At 61.8% G+C, this 23,636-nt stretch carries 27 protein-coding genes and 1 pseudogene; 5 read left to right on the top strand and 23 right to left on the bottom strand.

Going from position 1 to position 23,636, the window contains the following annotated elements:
• Positions 1 to 121 precede the first annotated feature (121 nt).
• Positions 122 to 5,299, bottom strand: a complete 5,178-nt coding sequence (locus AC731_RS09535) for an autotransporter-associated beta strand repeat-containing protein (RefSeq protein WP_169800063.1) — start codon at positions 5,297 to 5,299, stop codon at positions 122 to 124.
• 294 nt (positions 5,300 to 5,593) lie between these two features.
• On the opposite strand from AC731_RS09535, the gene AC731_RS09530 reads away from it, so the two are divergent.
• The gene (locus tag AC731_RS09530) at positions 5,594 to 6,322 is read left to right on the top strand and encodes a response regulator transcription factor (protein ID WP_048705573.1); all 729 of its coding nucleotides are present in this window, start codon (positions 5,594 to 5,596) and stop codon (positions 6,320 to 6,322) included.
• A 199-nt stretch (positions 6,323 to 6,521) separates the two neighbouring features.
• Here AC731_RS09530 and AC731_RS09525 read toward each other — a convergent pair whose 3' ends face one another.
• Positions 6,522 to 8,222, bottom strand: a complete 1,701-nt coding sequence (locus AC731_RS09525) for an ATP-binding protein (protein ID WP_082794295.1) — start codon at positions 8,220 to 8,222, stop codon at positions 6,522 to 6,524.
• A 9-nt stretch (positions 8,223 to 8,231) separates the two neighbouring features.
• Positions 8,232 to 8,333, bottom strand: a pseudogene (locus tag AC731_RS19570) (cyclic pyranopterin monophosphate synthase MoaC); the annotation flags it as partial.
• A gap of 245 nt (positions 8,334 to 8,578) precedes the next feature.
• On the opposite strand from AC731_RS19570, the gene AC731_RS09520 reads away from it, so the two are divergent.
• The 4 genes from AC731_RS09520 to AC731_RS19895 are packed head-to-tail and all read left to right on the top strand — an operon-like array spanning position 8,579 to position 11,034.
• Complete coding sequence (locus tag AC731_RS09520; protein ID WP_156480691.1) at positions 8,579 to 9,085, top strand: hypothetical protein; 507 nt, start codon at positions 8,579 to 8,581, stop codon at positions 9,083 to 9,085.
• 14 nt (positions 9,086 to 9,099) lie between these two features.
• Complete coding sequence (locus AC731_RS09515) at positions 9,100 to 9,432, top strand: hypothetical protein (protein ID WP_048705569.1); 333 nt, start codon at positions 9,100 to 9,102, stop codon at positions 9,430 to 9,432.
• Positions 9,433 to 9,440: 8 nt separating this feature from the next.
• Positions 9,441 to 10,199, top strand: a complete 759-nt coding sequence (locus AC731_RS09510) for an HNH endonuclease (RefSeq protein ID WP_048705567.1) — start codon at positions 9,441 to 9,443, stop codon at positions 10,197 to 10,199.
• Between the two features lie 31 nt (positions 10,200 to 10,230).
• On the top strand, positions 10,231 to 11,034 hold the full coding sequence (locus tag AC731_RS19895; protein ID WP_156480690.1) for a hypothetical protein: 804 nt from the start codon (positions 10,231 to 10,233) through the stop codon (positions 11,032 to 11,034).
• On the opposite strand, the gene AC731_RS09505 is transcribed toward AC731_RS19895, so the two are convergent.
• From AC731_RS09505 to AC731_RS19560, 20 genes are all read right to left on the bottom strand, one after another.
• Complete coding sequence (locus tag AC731_RS09505) at positions 11,035 to 11,379, bottom strand: phage tail protein (protein ID WP_048705565.1); 345 nt, start codon at positions 11,377 to 11,379, stop codon at positions 11,035 to 11,037. It lies immediately after the preceding gene.
• A 2-nt stretch (positions 11,380 to 11,381) separates the two neighbouring features.
• Positions 11,382 to 11,747: a hypothetical protein gene (locus AC731_RS09500; RefSeq protein ID WP_048705563.1), complete on the bottom strand. Its 366-nt coding sequence runs from the start codon at positions 11,745 to 11,747 to the stop codon at positions 11,382 to 11,384.
• A complete protein-coding gene (locus tag AC731_RS09495) occupies positions 11,744 to 13,837 on the bottom strand; it encodes a phage tail tape measure C-terminal domain-containing protein (RefSeq protein WP_048705561.1) in 2,094 nt (697 codons plus the stop codon). Before AC731_RS09495 ends, AC731_RS09500 begins: the two co-directional genes overlap by 4 nt.
• The gene (locus AC731_RS09490) at positions 13,837 to 14,055 is read right to left on the bottom strand and encodes a hypothetical protein (protein ID WP_048705557.1); all 219 of its coding nucleotides are present in this window, start codon (positions 14,053 to 14,055) and stop codon (positions 13,837 to 13,839) included. Before AC731_RS09490 ends, AC731_RS09495 begins: the two co-directional genes overlap by 1 nt.
• A 77-nt stretch (positions 14,056 to 14,132) precedes the next feature.
• Positions 14,133 to 14,435, bottom strand: coding sequence for a phage tail assembly chaperone family protein, TAC (locus AC731_RS09485; protein ID WP_048705555.1), 303 nt, complete (start codon positions 14,433 to 14,435; stop codon positions 14,133 to 14,135).
• 2 nt (positions 14,436 to 14,437) lie between these two features.
• Entirely contained in the window at positions 14,438 to 14,893 is a 456-nt protein-coding gene (locus tag AC731_RS09480) for a phage tail tube protein (RefSeq protein WP_048705553.1), read from the bottom strand.
• Between the two features lie 6 nt (positions 14,894 to 14,899).
• Entirely contained in the window at positions 14,900 to 15,256 is a 357-nt protein-coding gene (locus AC731_RS09475; protein WP_048705551.1) for a DUF3168 domain-containing protein, read from the bottom strand.
• The gene (locus AC731_RS09470; RefSeq protein WP_048705548.1) at positions 15,253 to 15,666 is read right to left on the bottom strand and encodes an HK97-gp10 family putative phage morphogenesis protein; all 414 of its coding nucleotides are present in this window, start codon (positions 15,664 to 15,666) and stop codon (positions 15,253 to 15,255) included. Before AC731_RS09470 ends, AC731_RS09475 begins: the two co-directional genes overlap by 4 nt.
• Positions 15,666 to 15,998 (bottom strand): phage head closure protein, encoded by a 333-nt coding sequence (locus AC731_RS09465; RefSeq protein ID WP_048705546.1) that lies wholly within the window; start codon positions 15,996 to 15,998, stop codon positions 15,666 to 15,668. The genes AC731_RS09470 and AC731_RS09465 overlap by 1 nt, the downstream gene beginning before the upstream one ends.
• Positions 15,995 to 16,261 (bottom strand): head-tail connector protein, encoded by a 267-nt coding sequence (locus AC731_RS09460; RefSeq protein WP_048705543.1) that lies wholly within the window; start codon positions 16,259 to 16,261, stop codon positions 15,995 to 15,997. The genes AC731_RS09465 and AC731_RS09460 overlap by 4 nt, the downstream gene beginning before the upstream one ends.
• Entirely contained in the window at positions 16,258 to 17,487 is a 1,230-nt protein-coding gene (locus AC731_RS09455; protein WP_048709937.1) for a phage portal protein, read from the bottom strand. The genes AC731_RS09460 and AC731_RS09455 overlap by 4 nt, the downstream gene beginning before the upstream one ends.
• 48 nt (positions 17,488 to 17,535) lie before the next feature.
• The gene (locus tag AC731_RS09450; RefSeq protein WP_048705540.1) at positions 17,536 to 19,326 is read right to left on the bottom strand and encodes a phage major capsid protein; all 1,791 of its coding nucleotides are present in this window, start codon (positions 19,324 to 19,326) and stop codon (positions 17,536 to 17,538) included.
• Between the two features lie 79 nt (positions 19,327 to 19,405).
• Complete coding sequence (locus AC731_RS09445) at positions 19,406 to 20,917, bottom strand: terminase large subunit (protein WP_048705538.1); 1,512 nt, start codon at positions 20,915 to 20,917, stop codon at positions 19,406 to 19,408.
• Positions 20,914 to 21,393 carry a hypothetical protein gene (locus tag AC731_RS09440; RefSeq protein WP_156480689.1) on the bottom strand — a complete coding sequence of 160 codons (480 nt, stop codon included), beginning with the start codon at positions 21,391 to 21,393 and terminating at the stop codon, positions 20,914 to 20,916. Before AC731_RS09440 ends, AC731_RS09445 begins: the two co-directional genes overlap by 4 nt.
• A gap of 279 nt (positions 21,394 to 21,672) precedes the next feature.
• A complete protein-coding gene (locus AC731_RS19890; RefSeq protein ID WP_156480688.1) occupies positions 21,673 to 22,032 on the bottom strand; it encodes a hypothetical protein in 360 nt (119 codons plus the stop codon).
• On the bottom strand, positions 22,029 to 22,349 hold the full coding sequence (locus AC731_RS09435; RefSeq protein WP_082794293.1) for a phage holin family protein: 321 nt from the start codon (positions 22,347 to 22,349) through the stop codon (positions 22,029 to 22,031). The genes AC731_RS19890 and AC731_RS09435 overlap by 4 nt, the downstream gene beginning before the upstream one ends.
• Positions 22,324 to 22,536 (bottom strand): hypothetical protein, encoded by a 213-nt coding sequence (locus tag AC731_RS09430; protein WP_048705528.1) that lies wholly within the window; start codon positions 22,534 to 22,536, stop codon positions 22,324 to 22,326. Before AC731_RS09430 ends, AC731_RS09435 begins: the two co-directional genes overlap by 26 nt.
• The gene (locus tag AC731_RS19565) at positions 22,533 to 22,841 is read right to left on the bottom strand and encodes an HNH endonuclease (RefSeq protein WP_082794292.1); all 309 of its coding nucleotides are present in this window, start codon (positions 22,839 to 22,841) and stop codon (positions 22,533 to 22,535) included. The genes AC731_RS09430 and AC731_RS19565 overlap by 4 nt, the downstream gene beginning before the upstream one ends.
• Before the next feature lie 113 nt (positions 22,842 to 22,954).
• Positions 22,955 to 23,326, bottom strand: coding sequence for a hypothetical protein (locus tag AC731_RS09420; RefSeq protein ID WP_048705525.1), 372 nt, complete (start codon positions 23,324 to 23,326; stop codon positions 22,955 to 22,957).
• A complete protein-coding gene (locus AC731_RS19560; protein WP_169800062.1) occupies positions 23,323 to 23,532 on the bottom strand; it encodes a helix-turn-helix transcriptional regulator in 210 nt (69 codons plus the stop codon). The genes AC731_RS09420 and AC731_RS19560 overlap by 4 nt, the downstream gene beginning before the upstream one ends.
• Positions 23,533 to 23,636: the final 104 nt, after the last annotated feature.

Genomic DNA, 23,636 nt, shown 5'->3' with positions numbered 1-23,636 from the left:
TATGCGGTCGGCGTAATTGCCCCGTGCGTGAAGACCTTGGCAAGAAGGGCGCTGCGGGCCTGACCTTCGCGAGCCAACGAATGTCGGCCCACGAAGGTCATGGCGGTTGGCTGGCGAGCCGTCAGAACGATATCCGCACACCAACGTTTCCGCCGTAGCTTCGCTTGCCGGAACGCGCTTCCCCATTGACGCCGATGAAGGCGTAGGTGTCGGACGACATGCGTATCGTGGCAGAGCCTCCGAGTTCGGCGAAGGCCCGACCTGCATCGGGTGCATGGATCGTGTGCCGCGAATCCGCAAGGGAGGACTGCAGGGACGGTTGGAGAGCGTCGCCGTTGTCGACGCCGACACCGAAGCCCGCCTGATACGTGTGGTCGGCCTGCAGCGGATCGCGTTCTGGCGAAGCCAGGTTGGCACCGAGGACGACGCGGGCTCCGTCGGCCGAATGGCGTGACAGGCTCAGCGCAGCTTGCGATTCACCACTCTCCCTGCCGGCTTCGCGCGTACTGTGCTGCAGCAGGATGCGAACCTTGGGCTCGAGGATGAAGCTGCCGTAATCGATCGACCGGCGGAGGGTGGCACCAGCCAAGACGTTACGACCATCCAGGTCCGAACGCAGTGAGCCGGCGACGCCAAGCGGATCGCTGCGGCGGCTCTTGTAGTCGTTGATGCCGTAGCCCAGGACACCGTCGATCGAATAGTCGCCGACGCGGTACTGTCCATAGACGAAGATCATGTTCTCCTCGACGGTGCCGCTGCCGCCTTTCGCCGAGACATCGGACTTTGCGTTGGACAGACCGACACCGACTCGTCCGATGGGCCCGGCATGAAGATCGCTACCCAAGGCGAGCATGCGGCGGTTGAGCGAGAATCCGGAGGCCATCGCGTCCGCATCCCAGGTGGCATGGTCTCCGCCGACATCCACCCACAGCGCGTTGCGTCCGGCGATCTCCTTGTTGTCGGCGGCGCTCTGGCCGCCACTGCGCAACTGGCGTCCAACCGCGCCCTGGACCCACTGGCCCGGCAGCGGGGCCGCCGCGGCAAGCGCACCATGGACTTCTCCAGCCAGTGCCGTAAACATGCCCTTAAGGCTGCCAGCGTCGAGCATGGCGAGGCGGTACGCGAGTTCGCTCTGAGTTCTCGTGGCGCTCCCGAGTTGATCGGCGTCTACAATGCGGTCGACAGCCCCGCCGGCAGAGCGTGCATTGGAGTTCGCGTTACTCAGGAACGCTGCGTACGAACTGGGGACCACCGCAAGGTCGATGCTGTTGCTGCCGAACACGTCGTAGAACGCGAGCATCCGCGTGCCCGATGCCAAGCCGTCAGGCTGGGAGAGCGGTGCAAAGCGGCCAACGATGCCGCCCTCGGCCGAGATGATCCTGAACAGATCGCCCACCCTTGGGACATAGGGGGTGTAGGTGCCGATGCCGGTGATCGCCACGAGATTCGGTGCCAGCGTTGCGCCGCCGGCGATGAACTGGTTTCCGGCGCCGGTGATCAGCAGGCGAGAATAGTTGCCCACGCCGGCACCCGTACCGAGACCGTTGATGTCTTCGAGGTAGGTGCTGCCAGGGGTCATTGTCACCGTACCTGCTACGGTCAGCGTTCCGGGCGAGTTGCCCGGGGCGAGCGTGCCATTCACCGTCATGTCGCCCACGATCGTGCCCGTTCCGCGCAACATCCCCACGCTATCGACCGTGACGTTGCTGACCAGGGTACCGTTCGTGCGCAACTCGCCTTCCTGCACGCAGGTGCCATTGCTTTGCGTCATGGACCCAGTGAGCTTGAGCGTGCCTGAGCCCGACTTCACGAAGCAGCCGCCGCCGCCCGCATCGGTGATGTTCCCCGACAAGGTGGTCGTTGTGGAGGCGTCGACATTGACGATGGTGCCGCCCGCCAGAGCGATGGTCTGCCCCGTCAGGATGTCGACGGTCGTGTTCACCGAGCCGCCGTTGATCGTGACGTTGCCCCAGCCAAGGCCCCACGCATTGGTTACCTGGACCAGGCCGTTGTTGACAATGAGGCCGCCTGTCCACCCGCTGCCAGCAGAGTGGCCGCCGGAGTTGTCGCCCGACAGCACGAGCGTGCCGGTACCTGACTTGGTCAGTTGACCACTGCCTTCGATGGAGCCGGACAGGGTCAGTGTGGTGCCGCTGTCGGCACTCAGGGTGCCATTCCCGGCGGCAGTGATCGCACGTGTCGAGGTGAAGCTGGACGTTGTTCGCAGCGTTCCGCCATTCACGACGATGCCGCTGGACGCATCGCCCAGGCTGGCATCGCTGGCAACCTTGAGCGTACCGCCGTTCAGGGTCGTTCCGCCGGTATAGGCATTGTCTCCGTAAAGCTGGAGGGTGCCGGCATTGACCACGGTGCCGCCGTCATGGGAGAGATCCCCGGACATGATGAGGGTGCCGCCGCCGTTCTTGACCAGTGCCCCGCTGCCCGTGACGTCGCCCGAGTGGGAGAAGGTCGTCGCGGCAGCGCTCTGCAACGTGGCGTTGCCGCTCAGAACCATGTCGCGGGCGCTGGAGAAGCTCGCCGTCGTTTGCAGGGTGCCTCCGTCGATACGGAGTTCACCGCTCGTATCGCCCAGGTTGGTATCGGCGGAGATGCGCACCGTGGCCCCGGCGCCGATGGTCGTGCCACCGGTGTAGGTGCTGTTGCCGCCCAGTGTGGCAATGCCGCCGGCGACGTTCAGGCTGCCGGTGCCGGAAATAGCACCATCGAAATTGCCACTGGCATTGGCCAGTGTCAGTTCATTGGCACCGAGGTTCACGTTTCCGGCGCCGACCATGTTCGCGAGCAGGGCGTCGTCGGTCTTGCCGCTGATGTCGAAGCTGCCGTTGTTCACGAGCGTGCTGCCGGTGCCCGCCTGGCCACTGCCGGCGAGCGCCAAGCCGGCGCCGGTGTTGATCACCGTGTAGCCGGTATAGGTGTTGTTGCCGCTCAGCGTCTGTGTTCCGCCATCGACGGTGATGCCGCCAGAGCCGGAAATGATGCCGGCGAAGGTGCCGCTGGCATCTGACAGCGTAAGGTCGCGGCTGCCGAGAACGACCGAGCCCGAGCCGGTCAGGGCGCGTACGGTCGCGTCGATCAGGGAGCCGGAGATGTCGAGCGTACCGTCAATGTCCAGCAGGCTTGCGCTGGCCAGGCTCGCCGAATCAAGCAGCGCGAGGGTGGCGCCTGCCGCGACATCGACGCCTCCCGTGGCCGTGACGTTGCCGCACAGGTCGAGTCGTCCGGCGCTGACCGTCGTCCCGCCACTGTGGCTCACGTCACCACAGAGCTGCAGTGTGCCGGCGCCACTCTTGTCCAACGCACCGGTGCCCCCGACGGCGCCATCGTGGGTGAGGGTCGTGCCGGTATCGGTCTGGAAGGTGCCTGTTCCAGTCAGTGTCGTCGTCCGGTTTGTCGTGAAGGCTCCGGTCGAACGCAGGGTGCCGCCATTCAGGGCAAGTGGTGCGGCGGTGTTGCCGAGATTCGCGTCGGTGGAGACGATGACGGTACCGCCATTGATCTGGGTGCCGCCGCTATAGGTATTGCTGCCACTCAAGGTCAGGGAACCGGCGCCGGTCTTCACGAGCACGCCAGTGCCGCTGATGACACCCGAGAAACTGCCGCCATTTACCGCCAGGCTGCTGCTTCCCAGGCCGACCGTACCTCCGCCGTTGAGCGCATCGATCGCTTCGTTTGCGCCAAGGTTGAATGTGCCGTTCGCCGTGACGCTGGCGCTCGAAGAAAGCCCTCCGTTCGCGTCGGTCAGCGTGGCTCCGCCGGCGATGCTGATGGCGCTGGAGGCGAGACTGCCGGACAAGGTGAGCGTGCCGGCGTCGATTGCCACCGGACCAGTGAACGTGTTCGTCCCAGCAAGGGCGAGCGTCCCGCCGCTGGTCTTGGTCAGCCCGCCCGTGCCACTGATGACCCCCGAGAAAGTGCCGTTGTTGACCGTCAGCGTGTTGCTTCCCAATCCGATCGTGCCGCTACCGTTGAGGGTGTTGATCGCCTCGTTCGCACCAAGGTTGAAGGCGCCGTCTGCCGTGACGCTGGCGCTCGAAGAAAGACCACCGTTGCTGTCGTTCATGGTCGCGCCACTGGCGATGCTGATCGTCGTCGACGCGAGCGTGCCGGAGAGCGTCAAGGTCGTGCCACCCGTGACCGTGGTTGCTCCGGAGTAAGTATTCGTTCCGCTCAGCACGGTGGTGCCGGCGCCGGTGAACGTCATCGCACCGGGCGCGCCGCTGGCATCGGAGATCGCGCCGCTGTAGGTCACCGTGAAGCCTGCGGCGTCGATCGTGCCGCCTGTCGCCTTGACGGTGAGCGGATCGCTGACCGTTCCATCGCTGGCAGCCTTCAGCGTGCCGCCGTCAAAGACCGGTTTCACCGCGTCGGCGATGAGTTGCGTCGTCGTGTAGAAACCCACCGCGGTATCGATCTCTGGAACAGGGGGCGTCCCGACGGTGACGACGGAGGAGCCATCGGCGACCGAGCCAATGCCGACGACGGAGAACATCAGCACACCGCCGGCACCAAATGCCTCGCCACTCCCGTTCGGCGCGAACGCTACCGAGGAAAAGGTGTTGCGATCGTCGATTGCGGCGACGAAGTGCCTGTTGTCCCCATCGGTGTCGGCCCGTGCCGCCGCATCCGTGATGTTGCCGATGAGGGTCGTGCTCTGCGCGCCGTCGGGATCGAACACCGCATAGATCGCCGAGCCGGCGGCCGTGCTTCCATCGGGTGTGACGTTACTCCCGGTGCAGCAGGTGCCCCAGTCATTAACCGCGATACCAACGGCGTTGATCAGGTGGGGGTTCGTCAGTGCCGCATCCGTGTAGAAGCTCAGGCGGAAACCCTCGGTGATGATCTCCTGCCAGGCGGCGGTCCCGGTACCGGAAACGCCCACGCTCCAGTTGTCAAAGCCGCCGGAGAAGCTGCTGGAGGATCCGTTGCGGGTCGCGGTGACATAGACATCGGCACCGCCCGTGGCGCTGACGACGAAGGCGCTGCCAGAAGCGACGGCCGCGAGGTCGAACGAATAGATGATGGCATCACCTGTCGCTTCTTTGACGACCCGGCTGAAGTTGGTCTGCCCGCTGGAGACAACCCCGTCAAAGAAGACGGCCGGGGTGGCCAGTGCGATTCCCGAAGCGAACGCCGTGGATGCGGCGAACGCCAGGCGCATCGCGCTTCGGCGCACGGTGCGTCCTGCAGAGATGCCTTTCGACCGGCCCCGGATGGCTTCCGATGCGACTTGCCATACCCCTTGAGCGTGATTCCAGACAACGCGGTAGATCTTGTTCATGGCAGACCTTGAACTGACGGTTATTGATGTTTGAGCGTGTAATTTTTCATTCGGACTCTGTTTCCACATAAAGGCTAAAACAACGCGAAAAAAATAAACTCACAGATGCTCTCAGGGTTGTGAGTCTTTCCGTTCTTCGGCAGGCGCCCTGTCCGAGTCTTCAACTCACCGTGAAGTTTGCACGCAGATGGTTGCGCGCTTGGCGCGGACGGGCGGCGCTGACGCCGCGCGGCGTGTCGTGCGCAGACTGCCTATGCGATATGCTTCGCCGACTTTCGTCTGCCCTTAGTCCCGATGCCGCCCTTCAGTCCCGACTACACCGTCGCCATCGTCGACGACGAGCCGATCCTTCTCGAAGAACTGGGTTTCCAGCTGCGCCGACATGGCTTCAAGGTCGCGACCTTCGCCAATGCGGGTGAGTTGTATCGCCACTTGGCAGTGAATCCGAGGGTGGTTGCGCTGCTTGATATCGGTCTTCCTGGCGAGGACGGCTTGTCGATCTGCCGCTATCTGCGCGAGCACGATAAGCGGCTGGGCATCGTCTTCGTTTCGGCTCGAGTGCGCCGGGACGAACGCATGGAGGGGCTTGGCGCCGGGGCGGATGCCTATCTGCCGAAACCGGTCGATCTAGATGAACTGGTCCTGGTGCTCAAGCGGCTTGGCGAACGCTTCGTGCCCGAGCAGTCGATCGCGTCGCGCTCCGAAGCTGGCGGCATGGTGGCTGCAGGGGGTTGGAAGTTGGATTTGTCCGCAGCGCAGGTCGTGTCGCCGCGCGCTGGGATCGAGGTCGCCCTGACGCTTCAGGAGCTGCTGATCGTGCGCGCCCTCGTGCGGGCGGAGCCCGAGGTGTGCACCACACAGGAACTGGGCAAGGTGCTCGGGATGCAGGCCGAGGATGTCGACAAGCATCGAATCGAGGTCATCGTCAGTCGCCTCCGCATCAAGATCGGCCGTCGTACCGGTGAGGCATTTCCTATTCGTGCAAGGCGGGGCATGGGCTATTACCTCGCAGTTGACGCCTGAGCTTTGCCGACGCGTTCCTTCTCCGCCGGAACGGTCTTCGACGAGGAGTCCGTCGCGATCAAGGCCCTCGGCCGCGTCCCGTAAATGCGCTATCAGGTGGCCGTGTTCGACGCGACTTTCACATGCCGGGCATGGACGGTGTCACCTTCCTCGGGGGTATGCGTGCGCTGCAGCCCGACAGCGTTCAGCTGCGGCCGCATCAGGACCCAAGGGAGTCGATGGCGACCGCAGCCTTTGGCAGGGTGATGACGAACTCGGTCCCCCTGGCCGCTGCGTCCGATACCGAGATTGCGCCGCCGTGCAGGTCGACGACCCGCTTGACCAGGTAGAGCCCGAGGCCTGCGCCAGGCTTGTCCTGTACGTCGGCGCCGCGCAGATAGCTTGCGAACAGGTTCTGGCGAACTTCCGGGGCCAGGCCTGGCCCGTTGTCGGCAACGGCAAGCATTACGTCATGCACGCTACCGACAGCTCGGGCGCCAACGACCGAGCCGGGCGGCGAATACCGCAATGCGTTGACGAGCAGGTTGCGCAGGGCAACCTCCAGCAGGTTGGCGTCGCCGCGAAGGCTGCAGTCGCCTTCGATCGTGAGCCGGATGCGGTCGCCATCCTCGAGCTGGCCCTGCAGGCCCCGCAGCAGCTCGGCGCAGTCAGCAGGCTCAGGCCTCAGCGTCAAGGTCTCGTCGTCAAGCCGGTCCTTTGCCAGAAACTGGCTCGTCAGCGCAGTGAGTCGCCGGACGCCCTGACGGATGCGCTCGACCCGGCGCAGGCGCTCGTCGTCCCCGCTGTCGAGGAGCAGCTTGAGCGACTGCGCGGCACCGTCGATGATTGCGAGTGGTGTGCGCACCTCGTGCGACAACAGGGCCACGAGGCGGCTCTGCTCCAGGCGCGCCCGGCGCTCTTCCTCCATGCGTTGTTCCGCCAGCGCCGCACGGGCCCGCTCGAGTTCGCCCACCTTGCGGTTCCATGCGATTACGGCGATCACGACGAGCGTTGCGGCGATGACGACCTTCCACACCAGTGCGTAGTCGACATCGTTCTGCACCTTGACTGCGACGTGGCGGTTCGTGATGAGTTCGCGTTCCTGTGGCGTCACCGAGCGCACCCCCTTGTCGAGAATGCCGTGCAGGATCGACTCGTCCTTCAATACCCCGATGCTCAGGGCATTGGCGTATTCGGGAATCTGGCCGGCGATCTTGAGGTTGAACAGGCCTTCTTTCTTGATCGTGTAGGCGGCGACGATCAGCGATCGCAGCGTCATGTCCGCCTGGCGGGCGGAGACGAGCTCGATCGCTTCTGCCTCATTGTGGGTCAGGACCACCTTCAGGTTCGGAAAGTCGCGCCGGATGCGCTCCTCAACCATCGTCCCTCGCGGCAAGGCGATGCGCTTGCTGTTCAGCGCATGCGCGTCAGCGATGAATGGGTGCTCCTCCCGGGTGATGAGAACGTTGGGGTCGAGGAAGATCGGGGCTGTGAAGCGCAGCCACTGCTCCCGCGAGTCGGTCCGGTTGAGGAAGCTCAGGATCTGGCAACGGCCCGCCTTCGACGCTTCGAGGCTTTCGTCCCAGGACGAAACCGGGATGAGCTGGAGCTCGAGGCCGACCCGCTGCGCAACCAGCCGCAACAGATCGGCCGCAATGCCTTCGTGCTCACCAGCCGCGTTGATGCGTTCGAAGGGCTCCCAGTCCGGGTCGACGCACATCGTGATGCGTTGGGTGAGCGCGACGTAGAGCCGTTCGCTCTCCGACAGTTCGACGCGCTTCAGTGGATCGGGAGGAACCGGTACGGTGGCCTGCAGCGCAAGGGGCGACAGGCTGGCCGCGAGCGCGAGAACCAGCCGCAGCATGTGCCGCCCGAAACCGGGGCGGCGCGTTGCCCGTGCCGCAGAGAGAAGCGGTTTCATGCCGCAGCGTCAGGCTGCGGTCCAGTGCCCCGACTTGCCGCCGAGCTTTTCCAGCAACTGGATGCCGTCCATGCGCATGCCGCGATCGACCGCCTTGCACATGTCGTAGACATTAATGTAAGTCATTGATTTCAATACAAATGCTTTGATAAAATTTGCGCTCTTGTCCATCCGGGTTGGACAGAAATTGGACAGTTCCTAAGCTCATCCACTGCTTGAGCGAGCCCATCGCTCAAGGCCGGAGCGTAGCGACCCGATGCGAGATGCGCAACGAAAAGCGGGCAGGGTAGGACTTCATTCCCATTGGGATGAGAACTTTGTCATACTCCACCATGCGCCAACTACTCGACAGTCGCATGGATACAGAAGACGAAGACCTGCCCAAGCCTACCGAGCGCAACACCAAGCGCCGGGTGCCAGAAGTCACCTTCGACGATGAAGGGTGCGCCGTTGGGTGGGCGTTCAGGGTTCCGAAGGCATTCCGTCCGGCGCTAGACATCGTTTTCTCCGAGCGGGTGAAAACCATCACCAACGCTGACGGCGAGAAGGTCAAGAGGCGCTATCAGGAATGGACGGAGGGCGCCCCTCCCGCGTTCGCGTTCCGCGAGAACGACCTTCTCGGCTCGCGAGAGATGATCGCCGGCACGAAGGAACTGAACCGTTTCCTCGCGAAGATCACTCAGGCCAGCCCTGACAAGGTCGAACAGAAGCTCATCCAGCCCGGCTCCGTTGGGTTCAAGTTCTTCGAGTGGCAACCCGGAGAGCCTGGCTCCTACGTTGAAGAAGGCTTCTACATCTGCGCGCAAGCGACATTCGTCGACTTTTTGCGCTCTGGCGTCGTGCCTGCTGACGCCAAGCAGTGATCGGAGAACGTGAGATGGCGTCGGTTACATTCCAGGTACAAGGCTCAGCATCGGAACCCTACGAAGTCGTCTTCAGCCGTGAGGGCTCGAACCTCACGGCCACCTGCACCTGTCCTGCCGGTGTGGTGGGCCAGTATTGCAAGCACCGCTTCAACATTCTTTACGGCGCGGTGGATGGCATCGTCAGCAACAACGAGAACGAGGTGGCAAAGGTCGTAGGCTGGCTACCGGGCACTAACGTTGAGGCTGCGATGAACCTACTCGCAGCGGCGGAGGCGGAAGTCGAGCGTGCGAAGAAGGCAGCGACGGCGGCAAAGAAAGCGTTGGCCCGCGTGATGCGCGACTGAGCATCGAGATGAGAACGCTGACCGTTCGGTATCGTGAGACACGCCGCAAGGTAGTGCAGGAGAAGATGACAGCGTTCGTCCCATATGGTGCCGAGCAGTTTTCCGCGCTAGCACCCGAAGACCGACACATGCATCTGATCCGGTTCGATCAGGTCGAGTCAGCCTTCGACTCGAAAACGGGCGAACTCATATCCCTGAGAGAACTCTGCGGCGCGCAGCCCCTACCTGGCGCCCCCTTTAACGTCCACAGGCCGCAGTCGCGACCAAAGGGACGGAAGAGGAGTTTGCAAGCAAAGGACGCCAAGCAGGCCCGACGCCAGGACCGTGAGGCCTTTCTCGACCGCTATGGGTACGGCGTGATTTGGAATCACTTCCGCAATGAGCTGATTTCCCTTTTTCGAGGCCGTTGCTTTGCGTGCGGTTGTTCCGGCGATCTACAGCTTGACCACCACATTCCTTTCAGTGCTGGTGGCAGGCGCGAACCGGGGAACATCGTGATGCTCTGCTACAAATGTAACGCCCAAAAGTGGGACTACGACCCGTCGGAATACTACTCCGCCAAGGAGTTGGAACTGCTCACGGGGCTTCTGGAGGAGGAAAGGAAAGTCATTGGGTTCGTCTTTTGTAACGACCGATGGCTAGACGACCCCATCGCATACTTGCATGAGATTGGAATCAACCCCCTTCTCCTCTGCGAGGTAACAACAAACCCTGATCATCAATGGACTTTGGTTGATGCGATCGCGCGGGCCGAGCACCTTCGATAAACTGAGGCGGGTGGAGTGAGGTTACAACGAGATGGCTTGGGATCAAGGTGATGGCAAAGTCTGCGGATTGATACGAGACCGCAAGACTGGAAGCGCGGTCAAAGGAGATGACTACGAGTCGTTCCAAGTCTTGGTTAGCTCGCTCCGTGCCTTTGAGGCTGTAGGGCTCTTGGAGCAGGTGAAAGTGCTAGACGAGCACCACACAGGGCACCGTTACGCTGCGGCCGCCGTCTGGAAGATCCACCCTTCGGTTTTCGCTGGCTCGATTTCCACATCCCAACGCCGATGGCTGCTGCTGCGTTTCTTCGCCGCGAAGTACGATGAAGATGACTCTCGATTCTACGTTCCCTCTCCACAAGAGTTTGCGGACCTGATGGGACCGGTCGGCCGGATCACGCAAGTATGCGATTGGCTTAAGGAACAAGGTTTTATTCGTTGGCAACCGATGTTCGGCCCAGAAGGCGGATGCGGCCAGATCCTTGATAAAGGATACGAAGCCCTTGAGGGCGGGTTGGAGTTCGTCGGTGGAACCGGAGCCGTAACTGCAAAGGGAAGTGATCAGCGCAATCTAAGCATAAATGTGGGGCAGTTGCATGTAGGGTCAGGCGACCTCGCAATCGGCCCCGGCGCGACCATTATCAAGGATGCGCAATCAGACAAGTCTGGAAAGCCGCCTCGAACTATCGAGGTAGGTCAGGGCCTTGATATTGGGGATACAGCACGTCCATCTGTGTTGCGGCGTGCACTCCGCCACCCGCTGACTATTGCTGTAGTAACTACCGTAATCACCGTAGTTGGTACAGCCATAGCTGCGCTGTTATCCGTTAAGTCCTGACTAGACTTCGAACACTTCCTCGAAGGTCGCGCTCACGCTACGGGTGGTCGGGCTAGTCGGGCTGCTGCCCCACTCGCGGCAAACCCACTTCCCAACCACCCCATGCGGCGGCACCCAGTCGAACGTCTCCAGTCCGCCACGCGCAGTCAAGAACGCTTCGATCTGGTCGGCAGTCTCGTTCGCCCGGTTCTCAAAGGTCAGCGACCACACACGCCTGATGTGCTGCGTGCCGATCTGAATCCGTCGCTCGGCGTCGCTGCCGAACTGATCAGGCGGGATTACATGCACTTCCGGCTGCACAGTCAGGGCGCTGCCGTAGGTCGGAACCCACACAAAGATAGCCATCGTTAAAGCTCCATCACTTCGAGGGTTGCCGTGACGCGCCAAACGTGTTCGTTGACGACTGCCTCGGCTTGATAGGGTTGCTTGAATCGCGCTTTGCGCATGGCTTCGCCGTCACCCATCACGACGGGCATCTGGAACCAACCTGCCCCGTCATAGATCGTTTCCCGGTAGAACGTCTGGAACGCGTCAAGCTCGGCAAGCGTCAGGGTCCAAGTCACCGACACGTCGGTCGGCACGGAGATATAGCGGCGTCGAGTTCTCGCAGGGCCGGACTCCATCTCAGTGCGCAGGACGTTGTTCATCGGCGTCAGGCTGTATTGGCGCATCGAGGGCTTCGGCAGCGTCGTGGGGAACGTCGGCGTGCTCATCGACGCGCCCCTGCTGCACGGTTCAGGCCATACACGTTTTCCATCGTGTTGCCGATCGGACTGCGCCCGCGTGCGAGATTGGAAGCCATCTTGCCTTCGATCTGCTCAACGATGATGTCCAGCGTCATATTGCCCTGCGCATCCGTACCCTTTTGCACACGTGCTTGCGTGCCGGGTGCTTCATGCACATTGACGACGACGTTATTACCGCCGCCGCCGTTCATGCTGACGCCCAGTTTTCCATCGCTGCCTCGCTTGAGCGGGAGAATGGCCTCCGGTCCTGCTTCGCCCATCAGGCCATTCTTGAAGCCGCCGCCGGATGCGAACTTGAAGAACGTCGGCGAATTGACGACGCCACCGGATGCGAAGGGCTGCAACCCGCCGTCGAACACGCCACCCTTGGCGAAGCCAAAGAGGCCCATCGTAGCCTGCACTGCTTGCAGCATCTGCGCCTGAACGATCATGCGCAGGATGTCGGCGATGAACGCCTCGGCCATCTTGCCGGCGTCAGTCTCGACGCCCATAGCGAAGTCGGTGAAGGCATCGGCCATGTTCCGGGCGGCATCGTTCATCACCGTTTCAAGGCTCAGAACGCTTTCCTGCATCTTCTCTAGCGGCGCGGTGTTGCCCAGTGCAGCATTCACAGCCTCGTTGTACTGCTCGACGCTGATCTTGCCCTTCTCGAACGCGTCAGCCAGGAACTGCATCGTGGCCCGTTGCGCCTCAAGTTGGGCAGTGGGCGTAGCTGCCAGCAGCGCGTTCAGTTTTTCTTGCTCGACGGCTGCCTTCTCGGCTTCGCTGGCAAGCCGCGATTGCGCGACGATCGCCTCTTGCATGGCCGGTGACATCTTTGCCCATTCTGGGGAGGCCATGACCGACAGCAGTTCCGACTGTGCAGCAGTGAGTTCGAACGCCCCGGTGATGGCCTTGCCCTGAATCTCGAACAGTGCCGCGATCGTCTTCAGGTACGCGCCCTGCGGATCAAGCTCGGGCGCAGTTTTGCCCTTCGGCGTCTTGGGAGGTGTCGGCAGGAGCGGTGCAGTGACCGTGACAGCGGGCAAGGTGGGTGCGTTGCCGCCTTCCATGCCCTGTTGCATCAGCCGCCAGTATTCGAGTTCCTTGCGCTTCTGCTCGATCATCTTGTCGGGCACCAGATTCCCGAACAGCGACTTCTCGTGCCACTTGCCGTTCTCGAGGGTTTCCAGTTCGGCGTTAAGGCGGGCGATATGTTCTGCCGGTGACTTCGTCGGGTCCGACAGCCCGATGCCGACCAGCGCCTCCATGAACGAAAGCCCGGCACGCCGTGCGTTCAAGAACTCCCTCGCCAGTGCATTGATCGTTGGAATCAAAGCGTTGCCCACGCTTGCTGCCAGCCCCTGCGCAAGGGTCTGCATCCGGGTGAGGTTGTCGTTCAGCTCGACCGACGCCTTGGCAAGATCGTCGCCCATGATGCCGCCGAGGGCTTCGGCCTCCTGGCGCATCGCTTCCAGCCCTGCACGCCCGTTGTTGAGCGTCGGGATCAGGCGGATACCGGACTCTTCCATCAGCTTGTTGGCGATGACCGACTTCCCAGCCCCATCTTCCATCTTGCTGAAGGCGTCGGCGATGTCGAGCAGGACGGTATCGACACTGCGCAGCCTCCCGGCGCTGTCGGTGACGCGGATGCCCAGTGCGTCGAACGCTTCAGCAGCTTCTCCACCCTTGCTGGCAGCCTCGAACATCTTGTTCGCCAGCCCCTTGAGCGCCTCGCCCATATCGTCGAACGTCGCGTCGTTGAGCCCTGCCGCATAGTTCAGGGCCGACAGACTCTCGATCGCAACGCCAGTACGTTGCGAGAGCTTCGATAGCTGGTCGGCAAGGTCAGCCGCCTGCTTGACGCTACCCAGAACGTTCAGCGCACCCCATGCAGCAGTGACGCCTGCCGCCATTCGCGTAAAGGCGACTTCGATCGCCTTGGCCCGCTCACGTGACTGTCGCTCCATCTCGCGGGTTTTCCTGTCGGCAATCCGGGCGGCCTTGTCCATGCCGGACTCGAAGCCACCCGTCTTGGCGATCAGATCGAGCGTGAGCGTGCCGAGGCTTCGACTCATTACGCCACACCCGCAAGAATGTTCATCACACTGCCCATATCAGCCACCGTTTCGTCGTGTTGCGCTCGCATGTTCGGCAGGAAGTCGCCCACTTCAGCTTCCCCACCACACAGCCGGTTGATCTGCGTGGCGATCGTGGCGAGCAGTCGATCGTTATGCCGCAGGCCACCGCTTCGCTTGGCGTAGGCGAACCATTGCTGTGCCTCGTGATAGCTCATGTTCGCTTTCGCCTCTGCAATCGTTTTCCCGCCGACGCCGCATAGCACAAGCTCGTGCCAGACGATGTCGGCGTCACTCAGTTTCCCGGTTGGACGCCGTTGACCGAGTTGAAGGCTTCGATCAGCTTTGAGGCCAGCGAAACATCCAAGCGATAGGCGTCTTCGTAGCTGATCGGCTCTTTGTTCTCGCCAAGCAGGAGCGCGGCGGCGATCATGCGGGCCGAGCGCGAACGGTCGTCTGCCGCGAACAGCGACTCCACGTCGCCGAAGCTCAGGCGCTTGACCCACACGTCGAACGTGTAGCCCTTCCACTCAACGGGCACCTTCACCGGCTCGGCGGGGATGAAGGCGCCGACGTTCTTCAGTTCAGCCAGGTTCATGATCAAGCCTTCGCCGAGATCGTCGGCATCCCCGACACCTGCACCGAGACTTGCGAGGTCACGACGCTGTTCAGGCTGAAATCGAAGGTCACGTCGGAAACGTAGCCCTCGAACGACATGAACGAACGAGTCGGTGGCAGGGTGAAAGCGCCAGCAGTAGCAGTCGGGGCGGCGGTGCCGTCGCTCCAGCCGAGCGCCCACTTGATCTGGGTGCCAGCGACATAGGCGGCATGCAAATCCTTGTGGGCGGTATTCGACGGGTCGAACTGGATGGTGAATTGCGCGCTGCCCGGCGACATCAGGCCGGGTGCGAAGGTCTTGGCGTTGTCGGACAGCGTGGTGGTTTCGATGCTGTCACGCTGCGCGGAGATGCCGCTGATGGAGACAGCATCCACAGCCACGACGGTCGTGGCGTCTTTGATCCAGTACAGCTTGGTGCCTTGGGTGAGTTTGGCCATGCTCGATTACCTCAGATGGATAGATTGAAAACGGGTGGTGTAGCGAAACAGGCCGGACTCGTCGTCCTTGCCCGTGTTGAAGAAAACGATGTAGCCGCTACCCTCGATCGCCTCGCGGATGGCTGTCGCCAGCGTCCTGATCTCAATGGCGCTCTTGGCCCATGCGTCGATCTGGTAGGTGATCTGGTCCGCCGCAGCAGGGCCGGAGAGCGCGTTGAAGGGCGTGCCGTTGATGACCTGGAACGTGGCGTAGGGAGCGGTCTGAAGCTGCGGCGCACTACCGAACTCGAAGAAGCGGACCGGGTTGTCACCGAGCACTGCCGTGCAGGCCGGGCTTTGCTTGATCAGTTGAAAGAGGTTCATGCCTTGTCCAACTCCCTGCGCAGTTCCTCGGCGATGCGATCGATGACCGCGTCGGCGTTGTTCTCAAGGGCGGGCTGCATGAAGGGCTTGGCCGCAATGTGCTGCGTGCCGAACTCGACCATCCGCCAGTAGTACGGGGTGTCGGGGTTCTGCTTCGCCCCGCCACGCACGCCCACGCGGACGAAAAGCACCCCACGCCGGAAGCTCGTTTGCAGGGCGATGTGGGTCTTCGTCCTGATGTTGTCCGCGTCAGGGCTGGTGTCTTCTGGGGCGTTGGCCTTCACCTCGTCGCGGACGATCGCCATGCCCTTCCGGGCAGCAGCGCGCAGTGCCTTCTTGGCGATCTTGGCTTCGATGTCGCGCAGGCGATCGGTCAGGGCCGCAAGTTCTCGAACGTTCAGCGTCAGCATCACGCCACCACGCAGGGAATCGTCAGCCAGTCCCGGCCCGTATAGGGGTCAGGAAGGAAGCCAGCGGGGTTATAGACGGTGCCAGTAGCGACATCGATAAGGCGCATATCCGGGGTGAGTCCGGTGCGATAGCGCATCAGAATCTTGGCCGTGATCTGGCTTTGTGTTGATTGGGCTGCGATGAACTCGCGGGCGCTCAGCGGCTCGATACTGGCAAAGACAGTGCCGATGATCTGCACCGCTTCAGTGAGTGCGCCCGTATCCGGGTCTTGCGTGGCAATCGGCCTTTCGATCCGGATGCGGTGGCGCAGGCGACCAGCGTTCAGCTTCATGCCAGTGCCTGCACCTTTTGACGCTCAAGCAGGCTGCGAACAGCCGGACTCAGTACGTCGGCACTGCTCGATTCGCGGTTCAGCCAAAGCTCGCCGAGGACAAGCATCGTGGCGGCTTGTTCAACGTCACCATTCGACTGGTTGTTGCTGCCGATATAGTCGGAAACGATGGCGCGGGCGAGCATCAACTTTTGCTCGATCTCTGCATCGTGTTCGGTGCCGTCGATGCGGAGGTGATAGCGCGCCTGATCCAGCGTGGTCATGCCGGCACCTCTTCAGTGTTCTCCGGGGCTTCCGACAGGGGGCGATCCTGCATCTGGCGATAGACCTCATCGCCGCCCTTCACCGGGGGCAGTCCCTCACGGGCGCGCACTTCGTTGATCGTGATCCAGCCGGCGTTGATCGCGCTGCTGTGCGCGGTGTAACGGCTGGCGGTATCCATGCGCAGCAAGGCGGATTCGTCGAGCTCGGTGCGCATGGTTGCGGGCAGATCGAGGCCGTCATCCAGGCACAGCTCGATGGCTTCCACGAGGTGCTGAACCGCGTCCGAGTAGTAGGACAGGCTCATCTGCTCGTTGCTGGTGTAGGGGGCAGCAGGACCGGCGCCGATCTTCCACGCCGGGATGTTGAACGCCCTGCACACGTCTTGCGCGGTGAATTGAAGCTGTTCGATCAGTTGGCTATCGACAGCGGAAACGGTCATCTGCTGGAAGCTCAGGCCGTCACCAAGGACGGCAGTCTTGCCGAAGTTGGCACCGCTGAACTTCAACTCCCAGTCCGCCTTGAGTCGATCGGCAGTCTCTTTCGAGATTGCACCGGGTGCAGTCAGGACGCCCCCAGGTTGCGCCCCGTTCTCGAAGAACTTCGAGCTATTGCGCTGGATATTGACGCCCTGCATTGCAGCGTAACCGGCAGCAGTCAGAGGACTGACACCGACGAGGGGGTGATAAGGGGTAATGCCGCGATCGTGGATGATCTCGCGGGCGGGAGCGGTTGCGCCCTCTTCAGCGATCCCGGCCAGTGTGCTTTGCCGGAGTTGATAGAACACAGCGCCATCATCGGAAACAAGCACCGTCACAGCGCGAGGATCAAGCACATGCAGGGCAATGACCTTACCGGATGCGTCGCGCTGCTTGAGCATGTACGCGTTGCCATACAGCAGCTTCGATAGCGTCCATGCACCGAAGAACTGCGCACGGTTCTGGTAGCTGTTCGGCTTGCGGAACAGCTTGGCAAGCTCGTGGTTGATCTCGGTCCAGACGCCCTTCTGCTTGGCGCTGACGCGGATAGGCAGCTTGCCGATGTCGTTGCTGATCAGGGACGCACAGGCGAAGACGGCGCTGTGTGCCAGCACAGTCTCGACCTCGATCGCCTCGTCACGCTGCCACGCACCCGGCGAGGACTCGCGGATGACCGGGAACCAGCCGCCCGCATTCGACGGAACCGGACTCGCTGACTTGGTGCGCTTGAGGAAATCGAAGAAGGCCATGTGCATCCCTTGGGTCATTGCCCCGACCGTGAGGCCGGGGCGTGGTCATCAGGCGTACTTGGCGCCGCTGATGCGATACACAGCGGTCGGACGCCGACGGGTCCAGGTGATGCCGCGAATGGCCTTGATCGCCATCGCGCCGGTCTGCCACAGCGACACCAGCGAGGCCGGGGTCGGGGTCTTGCTGTCATGGACCGGAGCGGTATCCATCTCCAGCGAGGCTTCACGCGAAGCGTCGATGGCAAGGCCACCTTCCGCGAGCAGGATTTCGTTCTGCACGGCGAGGATCAGGTCGTAGCCAGCCACCGGGGTGCCGGGAACGTTGGTGCTCAACACGACAGGCAGGCCCTCGAAGGTGCCACCAGTCACGAAATCGACACCGGGGAACTCGCGCAGGCCAGTCGTGGCGTTCATCATCATCGACAGCGACAGCGCGGTGCTCGGGTGCATGATCCACACGCCCGACGCGATCGGCTGATTCGCGGCGACGAAGGCACCGTAGGCCGCTTTCACGTCGTCACGCACCTTCGCGGCGGTCGTGCCGGAGGCCACAGCCGAGGTCGCACCGTTGGCGATCGAGGCAGGCTTCACGCCAGCGATGCCCGCATTCGCCTGGTCGATGAAAGCCACATCGACGGCTTGCACGACGGCGGCCAGCAGATCGTCACGGACGAGGATTTCGGCGGCGGGCTCGGAGCGACGCAGCAGTTCTTCGGTGAAGACCGCGATAGCGCCGAGCTTGTGCGAGCCGACTTCGAGGTCAGCAAATGCGGCGTTCGTGATCGGAGCAGCCTTGCCCTCACCGATCCAGTTCGCCGAGGTGCCGGAGGTCGCACGCGGGATGCGGATGTTCTGCGGGACGTTACGCACGCCCGACAGCTTGCCGACGATGGTCGCCGGGCGAAGCAGGTCGATGAACTCGCTGGTCATCAGTTGGTTCTCGACGAGCACCGAGAGGCCGGCGTCGGTGGTCGAACCGGCAGCGATCGCAGCCTTCAGGACAGTCTCGACGCGGTTGCCGTAGCCGGCAGCCTTGGCGATCTCGACGGCCTGCATCGGGTTGCCCTTCGCGAGCGCGAGCGACTTGGTGTAGCGGACGAAGTCGGTGCCCTTCGGGGCGTTGTCTTCGACGGTGATATGGGAGCCAGCGACGGGCTTCGCAGCCTTGGCTTGGCGGGCCTCCGCAGCCTTCAGACGATCAAGATGCTGATCGATGGCAGCGATTTCCGCCTCAGCGGCCTTGTATTGCGCGTCCTCATCTTGCGACAGGGTGGCGCCCTTGGTGATCAGCGCATCCATATCGGCCAGAACCTCGGCTCGCTTGGCTTGGAACTGCTGAATTTGCTCGGAGATGGTCATTGCGGGTTTTACCTCAGTGTTGATTGATACGGACTTGACGACTTGGATGGCGGCCTCGGTATTCGCCGGGATGGTCACGGCTGAAAGCTCCAGCCATTGCCACTTGTTGAACTTGAAGCCGGTTTCGATCGGCTCGGCCTCAAGAGCGCGGAATCCGACCGAGAAGCCACCCACGAGGCCGGACTTGATCAGTTGCCAGATTTCGGCAATCTTGGCGGTCGCGTCTTTAGCGACCTTGGCCACGATCTCTACGCCTGCCTTGGTTGCAGTCGCCTCGATGACGTGGCCAATCGGTTGATTCGGGTCGTGGTTGAAAAGCAAGGGGAGCGGCAGTTCGAAAACCGCGCCTTCGGGCATCACGATGTCGCCGTCCCGATCGGTCTTCGGAGTGGTGGCGATGCCGCGAATGATTCCATGCTCGGGATCGAAGGATTTGACGGTGAAGGCTGATAAAGCCTTGAAAAATTTCTGTTTATCCATAGGCATAATTTTCTCGCCTATGGATATGGCATTCAATAACTTACTTGTCCGCCATAGTCCTGAATTGTCCGGTCGCCGGTTACAGGAACATCATCTGGTACTCGGGCTCGCGCTCTTCTTCAGCGGCCTGGTTCGCGGCACCGAACGCCATCGTGAGCGCGACCATTCCGTCAATCCGGGCCGTCGCTTTTGACTTGTCGAGTTTGCGGTTGCCTGCCGGATCTCTGGTGACGACCGCGCCCGCCGCGCACATCGTCAGGACCGGGTGCATGCCGTGATGAATGCGGGCGTTCAGCGCCTCAGCTTCGAGCGCATCAAGGGCGGGACTCATATCCTTGAAGCCTTGTCCGTGTGGGACGAGGGGTAGGCTCAGGCCGATAGCATCGAACTCCTTCTTGAGCACTTCGATGCGCCAGCGGTCGAAGGCGATCGCCTTGACGTTCAGCCCGTCAGTGATCTCGGCGATGTCGCGGGCCACCTGTTCGTAATCGACAGTTGCGCCCGGAGTGGTGCGCAGGAAGCCTTGATCGCGCCAAATGTCGTAGGGTTGGCGATCGCGTCGAGCGCGATCCATCAGCCCGACGGCAGGCGTCCAGAAGTGCGGCTGTACCTGCCACGTGCCGGAGGCATCCTTTCCGATCAGCACGAAGGCAGTGAGGTCGGTGCGTGCCGACAGGTCGAGGCCGCCATAGACTTCGAGTCCGTCGAGATAGGCAGACGGATCGCCGCACGCCTTCCAGACGTTGAGCGACATGAACGGCGATACGGTGCTGACGCGCTGATTCAGCGTCAGGTTGCGGAACGTGTTCTCCACTGACGGCATACGCTTCGCTTCCGCTGCCTGCCGCTGTACGTCGTTCAGGCTGCGGAAAACATCGAGGGCCGGGTTCGCAGCCTTCCACGCTTTGCGGTCGTCCAGCGCACAGTCAGCCGGTGCCGCATAGACGTGGGACACGATGTGAGGGTCGCCGGAGCGCTGGGCGTCATCGAGCCAGATCGAGAAGAGGTCTGCGTCGTTCGCCGCCTGCGTGCTGATGGCGATCAGGAGCGGCGCTTCGTGGGCGCCCTGCGCCGTGGTGATGGCGTCGATGAAGTCCGAACGCGGCCCCCTCACTTGGCCCACTTCGTCCAGGATCGCCAACACCGGACTCAAGCCGTGTGCGGTCCTCCCGTCAGCCGCAAGGGCGCGATACTCGACATTCATCGGCAAACCGAACAACTGCTTGCGCGACTCGACCACGCGCACGATCTCAGCTAACGCCGGGTTCAGGGATACCATCTTCGCAGCGAGGTTGAACACGATCGCGGCCTGATCGCGAGACTGCGCTCCGGACACGATCTGGCTGTTCTGCTGCGCTTCCGGGCCGACGAGGTGTGCGAGCACCAGCGCAGCAATCAGAGCTGTCTTGCCGTTCTTGCGTGCGATGCTCAGGAACGCCTTGTGGGTGCCGCGCTTGTTGTCGTAGACGGCTTTGATGAACCGCTTCTGGAAGGCATGAAGCTTGATCGGTTTTCCGACATGCACCCCGTCGGGCACCCGGCAGAACGCTTCAATGAACCGGATGATGCGGCTCGCCCTGCTACGACTCATCCAACAGCCCTGAGCTTGGGGCGGGCGATCAGATCGTCATCGGCAGCCTCGATTGCCTGGGCGATCTCACGTGCAGCCTGATTCTTCTCGCGTTGGTGGTGCACGAGGCCAACTGTTGCGTTGGCGTGGATTTGCAGGGCACGGCAGGTCGAGATGATCCGGCTCTGAACGTCATCGATGACCAGCAGCACCGGATGCTTATCGAACTTCCTCTTGCCTGTGCCGGGAATCAGCGGCGCTTGGGTAGCCATGAGCTTCCGCAGGCGCTCAAGCTCGCCGTAGTCTTCGGCGAGATTCGCCGCCAGGAACAGGTCGGACTCGGTCCATGCCTCACGGCGCTTAGAGTTAACGATCACCGGCCAATACTTCTGGGCGCGATCGGACAACGGGAAGATGGGCTCGGGTAGCGGACGAGCAAGATCGGCTGCGGTTTCAACGGCGAACTTCGTTCCGTCTGCGCGTGGTTTGCGTGCCATTTCGTCAGGCGAAATTTACGTTAGCGGAAAATTGACAGGGGACGGGCGTTCGTCCCTGGTCGATCGTTGGCATCATTTCCCTGCCCCCCGCACCTTTGCGCTCTGCGTCAGCATCATCCGTTCCATTGCGATGCCTGTGCTTCGAGGTAAGCAGCGTGTGCTGCGTCGGCTGTTTCGAACTCAGCGGGTAGAACGTGTGTTCCGCTGCGAGTGCTGATCTTGACTCGATAGCGCCAGCCCCATGCAATGACGCCATCGGGGAGTTGTTCGGGTTCGCGACTAGATTTCATGCCGTTGGCTCCAATAGCGCGACCGCTCGCCGTGCAACTCGATGTGTGCCTTGCAGTACACGAGGTGGGCTTCTTCTGGGGCGTCGTATGTTCCGATCATTCTTGATCGACCATTAGCGAAGATGATCGCTGCGTATCGATCTCCTGCCTTCGTTCTGCTCACTCGAACTCCCGCAGGTAGACCCGAGGCTTTGGCAGGGACTGCCCGAGCGGCTCCACCAGTACGTCGGGAGCCGGATCTCTTGCGGATGAACTCGTCCCAACCGACACGACGTTCCTCTGCGTAATCCGCGAGTGCCTTGTTGATCGCGACGATCTGGTCGAGCAGGCTGATTGGGATCGTGGTCATTTCAGCCGATCCGTAAATCGGTGATCGAGCAGTCGGATGAATTCAGCACCCATGTGGCCGGCAAGGCCGCAGATCACGCCGGTAAACGGCGCTGGAACCTCCGCCCCGACACAACCGAGCCAAGCGATGAAGCCAGCAAATCCGGATGTCGCGATGTGTGCAATAGCGGCCAGCCTGGAATGCTGCTCGCCGGACTGGATTCGGCGGAAGTAGCTGACCAGGCCACCCCAGATCGCTGCGAACATTGCGAGCAAGGCGACGAGGTAATCGCCAGGTTGCATCAGGAAGCGCTCAGGCAAAATCGAACTCCGCTTCATCGTTGTTCTCGACAGGTCGATTCACGAAAAGCTGGCTCATCCGGAGCATGTGGCGTGCTGCGTGGCGAAGGGTTGCGATTCGCACCCGATCATCGAACCCCTCGTCCAACAGTTCGAGGTTCAGAAGTTCAAGTTCGCTCGCCAGGATCGCGAGGCGTGGATTGGGGATGTAGTCGACGGTGATCATGCTCGTGCATTCCAGTGGTGCGAGGGATCGAATGGAATGCCGTGAATGTCGCCACCTGCCTCGTAACCGGACTTCTCAAAGCGTTGCTTGATCGCGTCGTGGCACGTTTTGCAAACGCTTTGAAGGTTTTCCGGGTCGAAGAACAGCGATTCATCACCGCGATGAGGCTGAATGTGATCGCAGACGGTGGCGGGAACTTGACGACCAGAGCGGGCGCAGAAGACGCAAAACGGCTCACGCCTGAGTTGTTCGAGGCGGAGTCTTTTCCATGCTGCGCGGTCGTAAAGCTTAATCCGGGGTTCCATGACGCAATGATACCGAGCGTTATGGTTATTGGATTTCAGACGCTACAAAAGACGACAATACAGGCGAAAAATAGGCGCCCGAAGGCGCCTTTCAGTTTTCACACAGGAACGACCTAATTATGAACCAGTTCGCTAAGCAATATCAATTCGTTGGCCTGCACATCAATGTCGCGAAGTGCAGTATCGTGACGCTCGATCTCGATCTGACGCTCGGCTCTCAGGATGTTTTCGTATTGGCGCAGCATCGCTGCAACGAGAGCAGACTTTGCCCGGACCTGATGAGGATGAAGCCGAAGTATTGATTCGGCGATGCCGTTAGCGATGCGCAACGATCGTTCGATGACCAGATACGGGTCGGCCTGCTTCGGCTGGCTGGCTTTGATGATCTCAGCGATGCAGGGCTGGCCGGGTTTGCGGATCGCATCGAGGTCGAGGTGATCGCCGTCCTTCGCGCCCCATACGATTTTCGGACACTTCATGTTCATACCGGCACCGCCTCGTTCTGGCGGTCGAGCCATTCACGGACGGTAGCCCAGGGCCATGCGTTGCGTCCGCCGAGCTTGATCGGCTTCGGAAATTTGCCGCTCTGCATCCATACGTGCAGGGTCGTGCGATGGATTCCGAGCGCATGGCAGACTTGCTTGGCTCGTGCGAGGGCGGGAATTTGGGGGGAAACTTGGGAATCGTTCATGTGCATCACCTAAACAGCCAATGTGAAAATCTTTGGCTGTTGTGCAGGTGCAGCGGCACATTACGCTTTGGGTTGCCAGGACGACACACTGGCTGTTGCATCTT

Origin of the sequence: Thauera humireducens, assembly GCF_001051995.2 — a bacterium.
GTDB lineage: Bacteria > Pseudomonadota > Gammaproteobacteria > Burkholderiales > Rhodocyclaceae > Thauera > Thauera humireducens.
The sequence above is the reverse complement of the archived record's forward strand: the minus strand, read 5'-3'. Positions and strand labels throughout refer to the sequence as shown.